Source organism: Paraburkholderia sp. (genome assembly GCF_036488505.1).
GTDB lineage: Bacteria > Pseudomonadota > Gammaproteobacteria > Burkholderiales > Burkholderiaceae > Paraburkholderia.
Genome location: NZ_DASXHN010000463.1, coordinates 22,404 through 37,522 on the forward strand (window position 1 = coordinate 22,404; position 15,119 = coordinate 37,522).

At 65.1% G+C, this 15,119-nt stretch carries 9 protein-coding genes; 5 read left to right on the plus strand and 4 right to left on the minus strand.

Going from position 1 to position 15,119, the window contains the following annotated elements; translation table 11 throughout:
* The first annotated feature begins 342 nt into the window (after positions 1-342).
* Entirely contained in the window at positions 343-3,027 is a 2,685-nt protein-coding gene (locus VGH68_RS26730; protein ID WP_331606731.1) for an ATP-binding cassette domain-containing protein, read from the plus strand.
* Between the two features lie 37 nt (positions 3,028-3,064).
* On the opposite strand, the gene VGH68_RS26735 is transcribed toward VGH68_RS26730, so the two are convergent.
* The gene (locus VGH68_RS26735; RefSeq protein WP_331606732.1) at positions 3,065-4,015 is read right to left on the minus strand and encodes a glycosyltransferase family 2 protein; all 951 of its coding nucleotides are present in this window, start codon (positions 4,013-4,015) and stop codon (positions 3,065-3,067) included.
* Positions 4,016-4,067: 52 nt separating this feature from the next.
* Positions 4,068-4,802 carry a PIG-L deacetylase family protein gene (locus VGH68_RS26740; protein ID WP_331606733.1) on the minus strand — a complete coding sequence of 245 codons (735 nt, stop codon included), beginning with the start codon at positions 4,800-4,802 and terminating at the stop codon, positions 4,068-4,070.
* A 291-nt stretch (positions 4,803-5,093) separates the two neighbouring features.
* Here VGH68_RS26740 and VGH68_RS26745 point away from each other — a divergent pair, with 291 nt between their 5' ends.
* Together VGH68_RS26745 and VGH68_RS26750 are read left to right on the plus strand one after the other, a co-directional pair.
* Positions 5,094-6,125, plus strand: a complete 1,032-nt coding sequence (locus VGH68_RS26745; RefSeq protein ID WP_331606750.1) for a flavodoxin family protein — start codon at positions 5,094-5,096, stop codon at positions 6,123-6,125.
* Between the two features lie 47 nt (positions 6,126-6,172).
* Positions 6,173-7,492, plus strand: coding sequence for a phosphatidylserine decarboxylase family protein (locus tag VGH68_RS26750; protein WP_331606734.1), 1,320 nt, complete (start codon positions 6,173-6,175; stop codon positions 7,490-7,492).
* Between the two features lie 34 nt (positions 7,493-7,526).
* Here the strand turns inward: VGH68_RS26750 and VGH68_RS26755 are convergent, their stop codons facing one another.
* Both VGH68_RS26755 and VGH68_RS26760 read right to left on the minus strand, forming a co-directional pair.
* Positions 7,527-11,606, minus strand: a complete 4,080-nt coding sequence (locus tag VGH68_RS26755; protein WP_331606735.1) for a CheR family methyltransferase — start codon at positions 11,604-11,606, stop codon at positions 7,527-7,529.
* A 331-nt stretch (positions 11,607-11,937) separates the two neighbouring features.
* Positions 11,938-13,065, minus strand: coding sequence for a glycosyltransferase family 4 protein (locus tag VGH68_RS26760; protein WP_331606736.1), 1,128 nt, complete (start codon positions 13,063-13,065; stop codon positions 11,938-11,940).
* Between the two features lie 192 nt (positions 13,066-13,257).
* Here VGH68_RS26760 and VGH68_RS26765 point away from each other — a divergent pair, with 192 nt between their 5' ends.
* Entirely contained in the window at positions 13,258-13,824 is a 567-nt protein-coding gene (locus VGH68_RS26765; RefSeq protein WP_331606737.1) for a hemerythrin domain-containing protein, read from the plus strand.
* Between the two features lie 76 nt (positions 13,825-13,900).
* A complete protein-coding gene (locus VGH68_RS26770) occupies positions 13,901-15,109 on the plus strand; it encodes a zinc-dependent alcohol dehydrogenase (RefSeq protein ID WP_331606738.1) in 1,209 nt (402 codons plus the stop codon).
* Positions 15,110-15,119 lie beyond the last annotated feature (10 nt).

The following is a 15,119-nucleotide window of genomic DNA, read 5'->3' on the forward strand; positions in this document are numbered from 1 at the left end:
TCCGCTGTGCCAATCGCGCAAAAGCATTGCCGCATGCGGCGCGACGCCAACGCAGCGCTTATGCAAGCGCACGAGACGGCCTGGCGTTCCCTAATTTCGCGCACAGGGAGAAGCGCTGTGGCGTTCCCTGTTTTTACATGCGCATGTAAGTTCGAAGCGGTTCTGGCTGGTCCACACGCGACGACGCGCGCGCAAACGCGTGCGCCGGGCGACGGGCCCATACGGCGATGAACGTGAATCGACCGCAACATCAGCGCTTTTTTCCGCAGCCGCCAGGCGCGGTGCTTGCTGGCCGCTACGGCTGTGCCGCAACGGTCCCCGCACGGCCGCCACCGAATCTCGATGCCGAATTCAGCCCATCCGCCCCGCTCCGAAGTCACGCGCAGAATCGTCGGCGATCTGATGCATGCGGTGTTGCGCTATCGCACGCAGACCCTGGTCGCGCTCGTCCTGATGATCGCGGCGCGGCTCGCCACGGTGCTGATGCCGCTCGCGCTCAAGCATGTCGTCGATGAACTCGGTCACCCGCTGTCGCCCGCGCTGTTTCCGGTTTTTCTGGTGCTGGCTTACGCGCTGCTGCGTTTTCTCGGCGATGCGCTGAACGAAGCGCGCGATGTGGTGTTCAGCATCGTCGTGCAGCGCACCGTCGCGGCGTTGACCGAACGAACGTTCGCGCATCTGCATCGATTGAGCGCGCGTTTTCATGCCGGCCGCCAGACCGGCGCGATCGTGCGCGACGTGCAGAAAGGCGCCGACGGGATCGGCTTTCTGCTCGGCACCGCGCTATTCACGATCGTGCCGACTCTCTTCGAAATAGCGGTGATCGTCGCGATCATGGTGCGCAACTACGCGCGCGAATTCATGTTCGCGATCGCGGCGACTTTCGTGCTGTACGCGGTCTACACATTCATCTTCACGCGCAGGCGCGTCGCCTTCCAGCGCGCGGTGAATCTGCTCGAAGCGCAAGCGGACGGACGGCTCGTCGACAGCCTGCTCAACTACGACACCGTCAAGTACTTCGCGACTGAGGACAACGAAACGCAACGCCTTGGCGACGTGCTGGACAAGTGGGTGTACGCGCGCCTCGCGAACCAGCGCGCGTTGACCGCGTTGCACGTGGGGCAAAGCGGGGTGATCGCGCTCGGCGTGGCGGCGGTGATGCTGCTCGCGACGCAGCACGTGGTGGCCGGCAGCATGAGCGTGGGCGACCTGATCCTGGTGAACGCCTACATCATCCAGATCTGCATGCCGCTCAACGCGCTCGGCTTCGTATTCCGCGAGACCAACGACGCGCTCGTGAACGTCGAGCGGATGTTCGTGATCCTCGCCGCGCGCGGCCGGGTCGGCGAGGATATCGACGAGCGCGCCGCGCAAGCGCTGAAGGTGAGCGCCGGCAAGATCGATTTCGAGCACGTCGATTTCGGCTACGATGCCGCGCGCCAGGTGCTGCGCGACGTCGATTTCCGCGCGTATCCGGGCAAGACGCTGGCGGTGGTCGGCGGCAGCGGCTCGGGCAAATCGACGCTCGTGAAGCTGCTGTTTCGCCTGTATCGGCCCGAACGCGGCGTGATCCGGATCGACGGGCAGGACATCGGCAAGGTCACGCAGCGCAGCCTGCGCGAGGCGATCGGCATCGTGCCGCAGGACACCGTGCTGTTCAACGAAACGATCGCCTACAACATCGCGTACGGCCGGCCGTCGGCGACGCGCGCGGACGTGGTGCGCGCCGCGCGCGCCGCGCAACTGGACGAGTTCATCGAGCGCCTGCCGGATCATTACGACACGCGCGTCGGCGAACGCGGCGTGCGGCTGTCGGGCGGCGAGCGGCAGCGCATCGCGATTGCGCGCGCGATTCTGAAGGACCCGCGCATCATCGTGTTCGACGAGGCGACCTCGGCGCTCGACACCCGCTCGGAGCGCGCGATCCAGACCGAACTCACGCGGCTCGCGCAAGGCCGCACGTCGATCGTGATCGCGCATCGGCTTTCAACCGTCGTCGACGCGGACTGGATCCTGGTGATGGAGCATGGTCAGGTGGTCGAGCAGGGCACGCACCGCGAACTGCTCGCGCGCGACGGCGTGTACGCGAAGATGTGGTCGCTGCAATGGCAGCAAGGAGAACTCGAACACGCGCAGCGCAGGCTGACCGCGCAATCGGTCAGCGTCAGCGCGTTGACGGCGGGCGTGATCGATGCACTGCACGATGAAATCGGCGCGCGCGGCGTGGTCGTGTACGCCGAGCCGGCCGGCGGCGAGTTGCGCGTGACCGGCGATCCGACCGTATTGCAGCCGTTGATCGTCGAGCTATGCCGCAACGAGATCGAGCAGGCGAGGCGCGGCGAGCGCATCGCGCTGCGCGCACAGCGTCATGGCAATTACGTGTGGATCAGCGTGCTCGGCACCGGTGGCAAGCCGGCCGAACTGTCGACGGCCACCGCGCGGCAGATGGAGAGCGCGCTGGCGGCGGCCGGCGGCAGCTTTACGCTCAGGCCGCTGGATGGACAGCTCGCCTATGTGGCGATGCTGCCGCTGCGGCCGGTGGCGGACGCGCATCCGCCCCCGGCGCGGGTCGCGGACCAGGCCGGTGACCCAGGCCCGCTCGCTGGCCTGTTCGTGATGGCGATCGACGATCAGGAAGAAGCGCGCGACGCGCTCGAAGCGGTACTGGAGATGAGCGGCGCGCACGTGCGGCTCGCCGCGTCGGGCGCCGAAGCATTGGACTGGTTGCGTGCGACAGACCCCGACCGCTGGCCGGACGTGCTGCTCTGCGACATCCTGCTCGCGGGCGAGGATGGTTATGACGTGTTGCGCCGTCTGCGGGAACTGGAATCCGAACGGTCGCCAGCGTCGCAGGCACCGCTGCCGGCGATCGCGCTAACCGGGCATGCGGACGCGCTCGACTTGCCGCGCGCGCAAACGGCGGGGTTCGACGCGCATTTGCACAAGCCGGTGCCACCTGACGAACTGAACGCGGTCATTCGTCGGCTCGCGAGTGCGTCCGGGCGTGGCAACGTTCAATCGCGGTGACAGCTGCGGTTCGAACGTTTCGCGCGGGGACCCGACCTCAGGTCGGCGCGTCGACGTTGCCGGCTGTGGAGGCCGCGCCGGCATCCGCCTCCAGTGCAGCGGCGTCGCGTTCGGCCGAGCGCACCTGCTCGCGCATCGCGAGGACGAGTGGCGGCACGACCCGGCGCCCCCGCCATGCCCACGGGAGCCCGCGCAGTAAATCGGCACTGTCGCGCGCCAGCGTGCGTTCCCGCGCGAACACCGCGAGCGCGTGCAGCGTCGCTTGCGACGCTTCGCGCCACGGCAAACGCAGCCACGCCGTCCACGCGGCGTTGCGCGCGAGCAGGCGGCGCCGTAACGCGCTGTCACGCACCGGCGACGGATGATGATGCACGGTCAACTGCTCGCAATAGACGATCGCCTGATCGAACGCCAGCACGTCGAGCGCGACCAGTTCTTCCTCGCCGCCGATAAAAAGACGCGACGCATAGCCGCCGACCGCGCGGAACAACGCGGTGCGAAATACACACGCGCCCGCCATATAGCCGATCAGCGCGGGGCCGGGCAGGCCGTCGGCGCCGAGCGGGCTTGCACGCATCACCGTGCAGGTCGGATCGGTCGCACCACCTTCGCCGACCACCACGCGTGCGTTCAGCACCCCGGCGTTCGGCCATGCATCGAACAGATGCACCGCGCGTTCGAGCGAGCCCGGTCCCCACCAGGTGTCGTCGTCGCTGAACGCCACATATTCGGTGTCGACGCAGGCGGCGCCCAGGTTGCGCCCCGCGGCGCCCAGGTTGTCCCCGCACTCGACCACGCGCACGCTCGGATAGGTTGCCCTGACGCGCGCGACGGTGTCGTCGGTCGAACCATTGTCGGCGACGACGATGGGCGGTTTTTCCGGCAGCGCGAGCAGGCGCTCGAGCGTCGCGCACAGTTCGTCCGCGCGGTTGTACGTCAGAACCACGACGGAAATACGCGGGTGCGGGTAGACGGTTTCTTCTTCCATGCTGTGCGGTGATTGATCAGGCGGTGCAGCACGAAATAGCAAGCTCTGTACCTTACGTGACGCTTGCCGCCTGGTTGCGGTCAGTGCGCCAGCCGGTGGACGTCGCCTTCGCCATCGAAAGCCGCCAGTAACGTTCGGGCGAGAAAAGGCGCGCCGATGCGTCGGCGCCGAATGCGCGCAATTGGCTGCGATACGCATCGAGCGCCGCGCGCTTCATCTGTTCGTGCCGGGGCGTCACGGTGGTGTCGAGCGCTTGCGCGGTGTCGGCGAGATAGCCGCGTTTGCCAAGTTCGCACAAGCGGTCCTGCACGGCGCCTGGCATCGACCGGTACGGCACGTCTTCGTACGCGACGACGCTGACGGCCGGGTGCCGCTGCATCAGCGTTAGACAGGCGTCCGCGACCAGAAGGTGATCGGAATGAAACAGGCCCAACGGGATTAACATGGTCGTGGGTTCGGCTTCGAGCACGGCCCGGTGTAGCGCGGTGTTCAGTGCGTCCGGCGCGGGTGGCGTCTGATATTGCGCGTCGCAAAAGCGCAGATGCACGGGCCGCGCGCCGACACACGCGAGCGCTTCGCGGTCTTCCGCCCGGCGTGCGCGCATGGCTTCGAATGCGCCGGTAAATCCGGCCGCCTGGTCCCATTCGGTCGTCATGTCGGTGGCGGGCGGCGCGGTAAACACCGTGCATACGAATGCGTTGGGATGGGCGGCGAGCAGCAGCCCGCAACTGAGTACCGCATCGTCGAGATGCGGCGAGATCGCGAGCAGACGCGGGTTCGATTCCATGATGATTCGCGCAGGGTTCGGATTCGGATTCGGATTCGGGTTCGGTTTGGCGTGCGTTGCGGCGCGCCGCTGGTATCAGCGTGCGGGTGTCGCGGCTCGCTGGCGGCGCCGCTGTCCACTGTGCCAGCAATGCTTGTTCCGGCGCATCGCGTCACGGCGCATCGGTTTGGTACGTGGCTTGCTTCCCGGCAGTTCGACGATTGTCTTCCACACCTGCCCATGAGTACCCGATCCGAGCCGCCCGGCGCTGTCCATACGGTCGAAGTCCGAAAAGGACAGGTCACCGAACCGCTGTCGCGCAATGTATTCCGCGAGCGCTTCATGGCGCGGTTCTACGATCCGGCTTTCCGCCAGGAGGACGAAGCACTCGCGCGCCTCGAAGCGATTGCATGGGACGCCTATTCGAACAGCCGCAAATCGCCGGTCACGCAAAAGGCAGGGCCAGGTTTCGCTGACCCTGGCTACGATCTGTCGGTCGAATGGCGCGTGGCCAGCGAGCGTATCAAGGCCGCCCAGGCGCGGCAGCGCGATCCGAGGACTCGCTCGCGGGTGTTGGTCATCAATGCTTCGTCGCGCAATGACTACACCTGTCCCAGCGAAATGTCGAAGAGCTTCAGACTCGCGAAGATCGCGCAGCAGGCACTCGAGCGAAGATCGTGCGAGGTCGACCTGCTCGACCTGTCGCGTCTGAATTCCGATCGCGATCTGCACATTCATCCGTGCAAGGCCTGCGTGTCGACCGCGATGCCGCTGTGCCACTGGCCGTGCAGTTGCTATCCGAACCATTCGCTGGGTCTCGTCAACGACTGGATGAACGACATCTACGAGCGCTTTGCCGCGTGTCACGGCGTGCTGATCGTTACGCCGGTCTACTGGTATCAGGTGTCCAGTCCGTTGAAGCTGATGATGGATCGTCTCGTCTGCGCGGACGGCGGCAATCCGGACCCGACCTCGACGCACGGCAAGAAAGCGGACGAGGCCAAACAGCTGGAACTCGCCGGCTGGGACTATCCGAAGCATCTGGCGGGCAGGGCGTACGGCCTGGTCGTGCACGGCGACGTGGCGGGTATCGAAGGCTCGCGCCGGGCGCTGACCGACTGGCTCGACTGGATGGGCTTCGTCGAAGCGGGACCGAAATCGCGTCTCGATCGCTTTATCGGCTATTACGAACCGTACGCGACCAGTCATGAGAAGCTCGATCGCGACGAAGACCTGCAACGGGAGGTCGCGAACGCGGCCCACGCGGTGGCGACATGTATCGAGCAGATCCGCGCCGGCCGCAAGCAAGCCGACGACGGCCTCGATACGCCGCGCGCCAAGTAGATGCGCATTGCGATCAGATTTGCTGTCAGCCCATCCAAGGACGATGCATGAGAAACGATCGAACGCCGAATCCGCGCACGCGACGGTATCGGCTCGGCGACTGGCTGCCGAGCGACGAAGCGCATCTCGCGCGCTACCGAACCGCGCTGGCCGCGAAAGCGCGCGAGCGTGCGGCTCACGTGCGGCGCACCAGTGCGGTCGAAGAACTGGCGGCGCTGGTTCAGGGCGACCCGGTGCTGCGCATGGACATGACCCGGGCGATCAATCAGGCGCGCGAGGCGGGCTACGTGCTCGGCTATACGTCGATCGACGAACTGATGACGGTCATCGATTACCTGATGACGTACGCGCCACCGTTCAGCGAATCCGATCTGATCCATTGCCCGCTGAATGCGGTGCTCGACTGGCCGATGTGCATGCCGTCCGGCTATGCGCTGTTTCGCGACCCTGCGCTCAACGCGAAACTCAAGCACGTGCTGAACTGCTGGTGCGGTTTTCTGAGCGGCCCGCACTCGCGCGAACACCTGAACACCGCGCCGCCCAATGGCTGGTTTTGCGAGGAGGCCGACAAGCGGATCGGCCTGTCGCAATTCATTTACGATCCCGCTCAGCCGCATTGGGGCTTTGGGTCGTGGAACGACTTCTTCACGCGGCGCTTTCGCGCCGGCGCGCGGCCGGTCGCCGAGCCGGACAACGACAAGCTGATCGTCAGCGCTTGCGAGGCGTCGCCGTACAACATCCAGCACGACGTCGCCTTGCAGGACACGTTCTGGATCAAGTCGCAGCCGTACTCGCTCGAAGACATGTTCACGTCGAGTCAACGCGAGCTGGCGCGGTGCTTCGCAGGCGGGTCGATCTATCAGGCTTTTCTCAGTGCGTACAACTACCACCGCTGGCATGCGCCGGTCAGCGGCACCATTGCGCAGGCCTATGCGGTGGACGGCAGCTATTATTCGAACGCCGATAGCGAAGGCGAAGACCCGAGCGGGTTGAACGATTCACAGGGCTATATCACCGCGCTCGCCGCACGCGCGGTGATCGTGATCGACTGTGACGATCCAGCGGTGGGCAAGGTCGGCTGCGTGTTCGTCGGTATGGCGGACGTGTCGTCGTGCATGATCGACGCGCTACCCGGTCAGCACGTACGCAAAGGCGACGAACTCGGCTTTTTCCAGTACGGCGGGTCGACCTTCTGCCTGGTGTTCGAGCCCGGCGTCATCGACGACTTCATCGTCAAGCCGCCGAGCGACGGCAAGCCGCCGGTCAAGGTAAACACGGCTATCGCGAGAGCCGCAACGTCTAAACAGGGGCGAGCCGGGAACCAGCCAAAACCGCCGAGGTGGCCGAACGCGCCGAACGTGCGGTAGCGGCGGCGTTGTCGCACCTTCCGCACATCGACGTTTATCTGCGCAGCCGCGCGAAAATGCCCAGCAGCTCTTCGAGCACGACCGGCTTTTTCACATGCGCATCGAAACCCGCAGCCTGCGAGGCGCTCACGTCCGACTGCTGACCGAAGCCACTGACCGCGACGCAGATCACCGATTGCATCGCCGGCATCTCGCGCAGCTTGCCGATGAACTCGATGCCGTCCATGCCCGGCATGCCGATGTCCGACAGCACGATGTCGGGCGCATCGCCGTTGATGATGATCAGTGCTTCTTTTCCGCTCGTTGCGGTGCGCACCTGCGCGCCTTCGCTTTCAAGCAGCAGCTTGAAGGTTTCGACGGTCGCCGCATCGTCGTCGATCATCAGGATATTGAGGCCTTTCAGCGAATCGGCGACGACTTCGATGCCGGCGTTCGCATGCATCGCGCTCCGGTGCGTGGGCAGCGTGACCGTGAAGGTCGCGCCGCGCCCCGCGCCCTCCGACTCCGCGCGCACCGCGCCGCCATGCAGATTCACGAGGTCGCGCACGAGCGCGAGTCCGATGCCGAGTCCGCCCCGGCGCGTGCCCGGATCGCGGCTTTGCTGGAACATATCGAAGACGTGCGGCAGTAGCGAAGGCTCGATGCCGCAGCCCGTATCGCTGACCTGCAGTACCGCTTCGTCGTGGTTGACATTCAGCGACACGTCGATCGAGCCGCGCTGCGTAAACTTCAGCGCATTGCTGATCAGATTCCACACGACCTGTTCGATTCGGGTGAGGTCCGCTTGAATGATCACCGGGTTCTCCGTGATTGCGACGCGCAGCGCGATGCCGCGCTGGCTCGCATCGTCCTTCACCGCATTGCATACGCGCTGCACGATCTCGCGCATATCGACCACCGTGCGCACGACCGACAGCTTGCCGGTGCGCACGCGCGAAATATCGAGCAGATCGTCGATGATCTGCGCCTGGCCGATCACGGTGCGGCGAATCGTGTCGGTCGCGCGCGACAGGTTCAGGTTCTGGCGCGTTTCCGGCGCGCGCGCGATCAGCTCGGCGCTCGCCGAAATCAGGTTGAGCGGATGCTTGAGCTCGTGCGACACGACCGCGAGAAATTCGTCGCGGCGCCGCTGCGCGTCGCGCTCGCTGGCCGCGTGCAGCGCTTGAGTGTAGGTGCCGCGTCCGGCCGCCGTATCGCTGGTGAACTCGCCGAGATCGCGGGTGATCTTCGCAAAGCCACTGATGCCCGGTTCGTCCAGGCGCGACAGCACGCCGCTGCCGAAGAAACGTGTGCCGTCCTTGCGCACGTGCCAGCGTTCTTCTTCGGTGCGCCCGTTCAGGCGCGCTTCCGCGAATTCGCGTTGCGCGACGTTGTTCGCGCGGTCTTCCTCGGTGGACAACATGTCGGCGGGCTGGCCGATCATTTCCGCTTCGGTATAGCCGAAGATCCGTTCCGCGCCCGCGTTCCAGCTATTGATGATGCCGTCTTCGTCGAACGTGATGATCGCGTAGTCCCTGGTGCCCTGCGCGACGATGCGCATGCGCCGCTCGCCTTCGCGCAGCCGGTCTTCCGCGTGGCGGCGCCCGGTGATGTCGATGAACGACAGCACGGCGCCGTCTATGCGGTCTTCGGTGGTGCGATAAGGCACGAAGCGCGCGAGATACCAGCGGCCGTCGTTGCTGCGCAGTTCGCGCTCGATCAGCCGCAGCGAGTCGAATGCTTCGGCGGCGTCGGCGGCGAGCTTGTCGTATTCGAGCCGATGCGTGATGTCGAGCAGCGAGCGGCCGATGTCCGACGGAATGATGCTGAAGACATCGGTGGCGCGCGGCGTATAGCGTTTGATGCAGATGTTGCGATCGACGAAGATCGTGCCGATATCGTTCGCGGCGATCAGGTTGTGCAGGTCGTCGTTGATCTTGCCGGTTTCCTCGACCTTCGACTTCAGCTCCGCATTGACCGTGGTCAACTCCTCGTTGATCGATTGCAGCTCTTCCTTGCTGGTTTCGAGTTCTTCGGTCGCCGAGCGCAGCTCCTCGTTGATCGCCTGCAATTCCTCATTGGACGCCTTCAACTCTTCGGTCGAGGTTTCCGACTGCTCGATCGTCGACTGCAGCTGTTCCTTCGTGCGTTGCAACTCGCGCTCGAGCTGGCTGATGATCGGGTCCTTCTGCACGTCGGCCGAGCCCGCTTCCGCGGTCGCCATGCTGTCCTCGACCTCGTCGAACAGGATCAGCACGAAGTCGGCATTTGCTTCGGGGTCGTGCACCGGCCGCGCAGTCATGTTGACGAAATACGAGCGCCCGTCGCGCTCGATGCGCACGCGGCGCGCTTCGACGCTGCGGTTCGTATGCAACGCCTGATAGATCGCGGTGCGCAGTTCGAGCCGCAGTTCCGGGCGCACCACCGCGATGATGTTGTGCGATGGCTCGCCGCCCGAATACTGGAGGAAGCGCCCGGCGCGATCGGACAGATGGACGATTTCGGATTCGCGGCTGACCAGCACGCTGGGCGGCGCGTACTGCTCGACGAGCCGCTGATGCAGATCGCCGAACGAAAAACGCCGGCGCCCCGGCGGCTGCACGGTAGTAACGACGGGCCGCGAGCTCATCGCGCCGGAGAGCGTGACGGGCACCGGCGTGTCGCCGCGCACCGCCATGTTCGCGCGGTAAATGCGGTTGCGCTTGTCAACCACACTGAACATCGAACTGGCGCTATCGGCCGATTCCGAGCTGCCGAGAAACAGCACGCCGCCTGGCCGCAGCGCGAAGTGGAACATCCGCAGCACTTCGATTTGCGCATCGCGATCCAGATAGATCAGCAGATTGCGGCAACAGATCATGTCGAGCCGCGAGAACGGCGGGTCGCTCAGCACGTTGTGATGCGCGAACAGCATGTGCTCGCGCAATTCCTTCTTGATCCGGTAATGCGCGGCGTCCTTCGTGAAGAACTGGCGGATGCGGCCGGGCTCCACGTCCGCGAGGATCGATTCCGGATAGAGACCGGTTCGGGCGAACGAAATGGCGCGCTCGTCGATGTCGGTGGCGAACACCTGGAACGACACCCCCTCGGGCGACTTCAGCGAGCGCTCCTGCAGCATCATCGCGATCGAATACGCCTCTTCGCCGGTCGCGCACCCTACCGACCACACGCGGATGCGGTCCTGTTCGCTGCGGTTTTCGAACAGCGACTGCAAGACTTCGCGCTCCAGTACGTCGAACGCTTCCTTGTCGCGGAAGAAATTGGTCACGCTGATCAGCATGTCCTGCAACAGCGCCTGGGTTTCCTCGGGATGCAGATGCAGATAATCGCGATAGGCCTGCAGATCGGTGATGCCGTTGACCTGCAGCCGCCGTTCGATACGGCGCAGCACCGTCGCCCGTTTGTAATGACGGAAGTCGTGCGCGGTGCGGGTGCGCAAAATGACCATGATCTCGCGCAGCGCGCGCTCGGCCGTCTCGTCGACGTTTTCCGCCAGCTCTTCGTCGTTGCTGACCGCGGGCAGATGGATTTCCTTCGCGGTGGACCAGAGGTCCATCAGCCGCTGCGGCATTTCGGCCGCGGTGAGCACGAAGTCGACCATGCCGGTTGCGATCGCGCTGCGCGGCATGCTGTCGTATTCGGCCTCGGAAGGATCCTGCGCGAGCGTGATGCCGCCCATTTCCTTGACCCGTGCGAGCCCGGCCGAGCCGTCGGAGCCGGCACCCGACAATACGATGCCTATCGCGCGCGAGCGGTGCGTCTCGGCGAGCGTGCGGAAAAACACGTCGATGCTGGCACGGCGTCCTTCCTGCTGCTGCCTCGGTGCGACCCGCAAGTAGCCGTCGACCATCGCGAGGTCGAGCGACGGGGCGACCAGATAGACGTTGTCAACCTCGATATGGGTGGCCTGCGTCACCTGCGTGACGGTCATGCTGGTCACTTTCTGCAGCAGCGACGCGAGATTGCTTTCGTGGTCCGGCGACAGGTGGACGACCACGACGAACGCCATCGCGGTATGCGCGGGTAGTGCGTCGAAGAATTCCTGCAGCGCGCTGAGCCCGCCCGCCGATGCGCCGATACCGACGATCGGATGCAGTACCGGGCTCGGCAAAGTCTGGTCGCGCCTTTTTGACATAGCTCTGGTCCTTGGGGCACGGATCGTCTCGCGCGCGATTTTTACAGACGTGCGCGCGTATTGCGCGGTTGCGCGGTTGCGCGACCACTATTATCCCGCATTGGATCAGTCTTCCCGCAGCATTAGATGCAAAAAACCTGCCACGTCGTTCGCCCTTTCTCAGTTTCCCGCTCGCATTCGTGCGGCCTTGTTACAGATGTTGCGCAACGGCTTGCCGAGGGCGCTTTCCCGCCGCTCGCGACCCGTACGGCCGACGGCAGCGCCAGCACACCCGACTACGAACGCGCCTGCTTGCGAGCCCGTACCCGAATTGCGATGCCCGGCGCAGCGACTACACGGCCTCTGTCCCGGGCGGTTGCCGCGCTGCGTCCGCGCATGCGGGTGTGGGTAAATATCCCGTACCCCTGCGGTCGTTGTTGCCGCCAGTGTGACCGGCGAGCATCGTCTCGTAGATCCGCAGATAGTCGCGGGTCATGCGCGCGGCCGTGAAACGGCGCTCGAACGCGCCCCGGCATGCGGCGCGGTCGATAGACGCGATCCGCGCGACCGCCTGCACGGCTTCCTCGACGTTATCGACGATCAGCCCGTTTACGCCGTGTTCGAGCACCTCGGGCACCGCGCCGCGGCGAAACGCGATCACCGGCGTGCCGCACGCGATCGCTTCGATCATCACCATGCCAAACGGCTCGTCCCATTCGATCGGCAGCAGCAACGCTCGTGCATCGGCGAGCAGGCGCCGACGCTGGATCCCGCCAACTTCGCCGAGATACTCGGTAAATCCGGCAGAGCGGCGCAACAGCGGTTCGATGTCGTTGCGGAAATAGTCGCGCTCGCCCGGATGAATCTTCGCCGCGACCTTCAACGGCAGGCCGCTGCGCCGCGCGATTTCCACCGCGAGATCGGGGCGCTTCTCCGGCATCATCCGGCCGAGAAACAGCAGGTACGAACCGGCCGCCGGTTGAAACTCGAATTCCGTGAGCGGCAGCCCGTGATGCACGGTGCCACGCCAGTTGGCCCACGGCACCGGCCGGCGCTGACTGGCCGAAATCGACACCAGCGGCACGCTGGCAAATTCGCGAAACAGCGGGCCATGATCGGCGGGCAGCAGACGTCCATGCAGTGTGGTGAGCGTACGGCACGGCAGGCGATCGGCCCACGCGAAGTGCAGCGGGTCGCCATGAAAATGGACGATGTCGAATGCGTCCGCGTCGCGTATCACACGCGCGAGCTGCCGCACGTGATGCGTGAGCGTGTCCCAGACCGACGTGTCGCGCCACAGGCCGCGCTCGCACACCGGCACGAGCCGCGCGGAGGTGGTCGAATCGGCGCTCGCGTACAGCGTCACCTGATGGCCGCGCGCGACCAGTTCTTCGGTCAGATACGACACGACGCGTTCGGTCGCGCCGTAGGCGACAGGCGGCACGCTTTCGTAGAGCGGAGCAATCTGGGCAATTCTCATCGGGCTTCGTGCAATAGAAGGTGGCAGGTGGCGCGTGAGCGCGGCCATCGCACGTCGGTTTCGCGCGCACGCATTCGTGCACGCGCAACCCGCCGTACCGCCGACGACGCGAAGCAAGCACCGTACCGCCGCGCCGCTCGCGACCGGTACGTGGCTTGCTGAGTCGGGGCATTCATCGACGAAGGAGCTGCCATGAACGATCGCGCGACCCAACCGGATTCCAACCCGAAGACCGGCAATGAAAACACCCAGAAGACCTCGGACTCACCCGACGCCCTCGAGCTTCTCGAAGCCGATCACCGCTCGGTGGAAAAACTGTTCGATGCGTTCGGCAAGGAGCGCGACAGCGAGCAGGACACGCTCGAAGCAAAGGCCGCATTGGCGCAGCGCGCGTGCGAGGAGTTGACCGTTCACACGATCATCGAGGAGGAACTGCTGTACCCGGCCGCGCAGAAAGCATTGCCGGGCGACGACAAGCTCGATGTCGACGAGGCGTACGTCGAGCACTTTCTGGTCAAGACGCTGATTGCCCGCTTCGAAACGCTGAAAGTCGGCGACCAGGGATTCGACGCGACTTTCAAAGTGATGTCGGAACTGGTGCGGCATCACATCGAGGAAGAGGAGGGTGAGCTGTTTCCGGCACTGCGGGACACGGACTGCGATTTCGCCGCATTGGGCCGGAAGATTGCCGAGCGCAAGCAGGAATTGCAAAGCAGGCTCGATGCAGTAGGCAGCCGCGCGGTCGGCGACCGCACCTGATTCATGCTGGCCGGCGCCGTCCAATGCTGGCCCGTTCGTACGCATTGCGCGCACACAGCGCGCATGGAGGTAAACGATGAGAGCAGTGGTATTTCACGGCATCGGCGATATCCGGCTCGACAACGTGCCCGACCCGAGCCTGCAACAGCCGACCGATGCGATCGTGCGACTCACGTCGAGTGCGATCTGCGGCACCGATTTGCACATGGTGCGCGGCACGCTCGGCGACATGGTGCCCGGCACGATACTCGGTCATGAGGGCGTCGGCATCGTCGAGGAGATCGGCAAGTCGGTGCGCAATCTGAAGCGCGGCGACCGCGTGCTGATCCCGTCGACGATTTCGTGTGGCTTTTGTTCGTACTGCCGCGCCGGCTATACCGCGCAGTGCGATACCGCGAACCCGAACGGGCCCGCGGCCGGCACGGCGTTCTTCGGCGGCCCGAAAACGACCGGCCCGTTCCAGGGCCTGCAGGCGCAATACGCGCGCACGCCGCTCGCGCACGCGAGCCTGATCCGCCTGCCCGATGAAATCGACGAGGACCGCGCGATCCTGCTGTCGGATATTTTTCCGACCGGCTATTTCGGCGCGCAACTGGCGGGCATTCGTACCGGCGATACGGTCGCGGTGTTCGGCGCGGGACCGGTCGGACAGTTCGCGATTGCAAGCGCGAAGCTGATGGGCGCCGGACGCGTGCTGGCTGTCGATCGCATCGAGTCGCGGCTCGACATGGCACGGGCGCAGGGCGCGGAAGTGATCAACTTCGACCACGAAGATCCGGTCGACATGATCATGCAATTGACCGGCGGCATTGGCGTGGATCGCGTGATCGATGCGGTCGGTGTGGACGCGGTGCGCGCCGAGCACGGACCCGCGGCTGACAAGCAGAAAGACCAGCAGCAGTCGTTCGATCAGGAGGTCGAGGAGATCGCCCCGCAGGCGAAGCCCGACGGCGGCAACTGGCAGCCCGGCAGCGGGCCGTCGCAGGTGCTGTCGTGGGCCGTGCGTGCCGTTGCCAAGGCAGGCACCGTATCGATCATCGGTGTTTATCCGCCGACTGACCGCGTGTTTCCGATCGGCGAGGCGATGAACCGCAATCTGGTGGTGCGCATGGGCAACTGCAATCACCGCGCGCTGACGCCGCATCTCGTCGAACTCGTGCGCAACGGTTCTTTCGATCCGCTTGCGGTGCTGACCCAGCGCGAGCCGCTGGTGGATGCGATCGCGGCGTATCGCGAATTCGACCGGCGTGAACCGGGCTGGATCAAGGTGAAGCTCGAGCCCTGAGCGTCGCGGC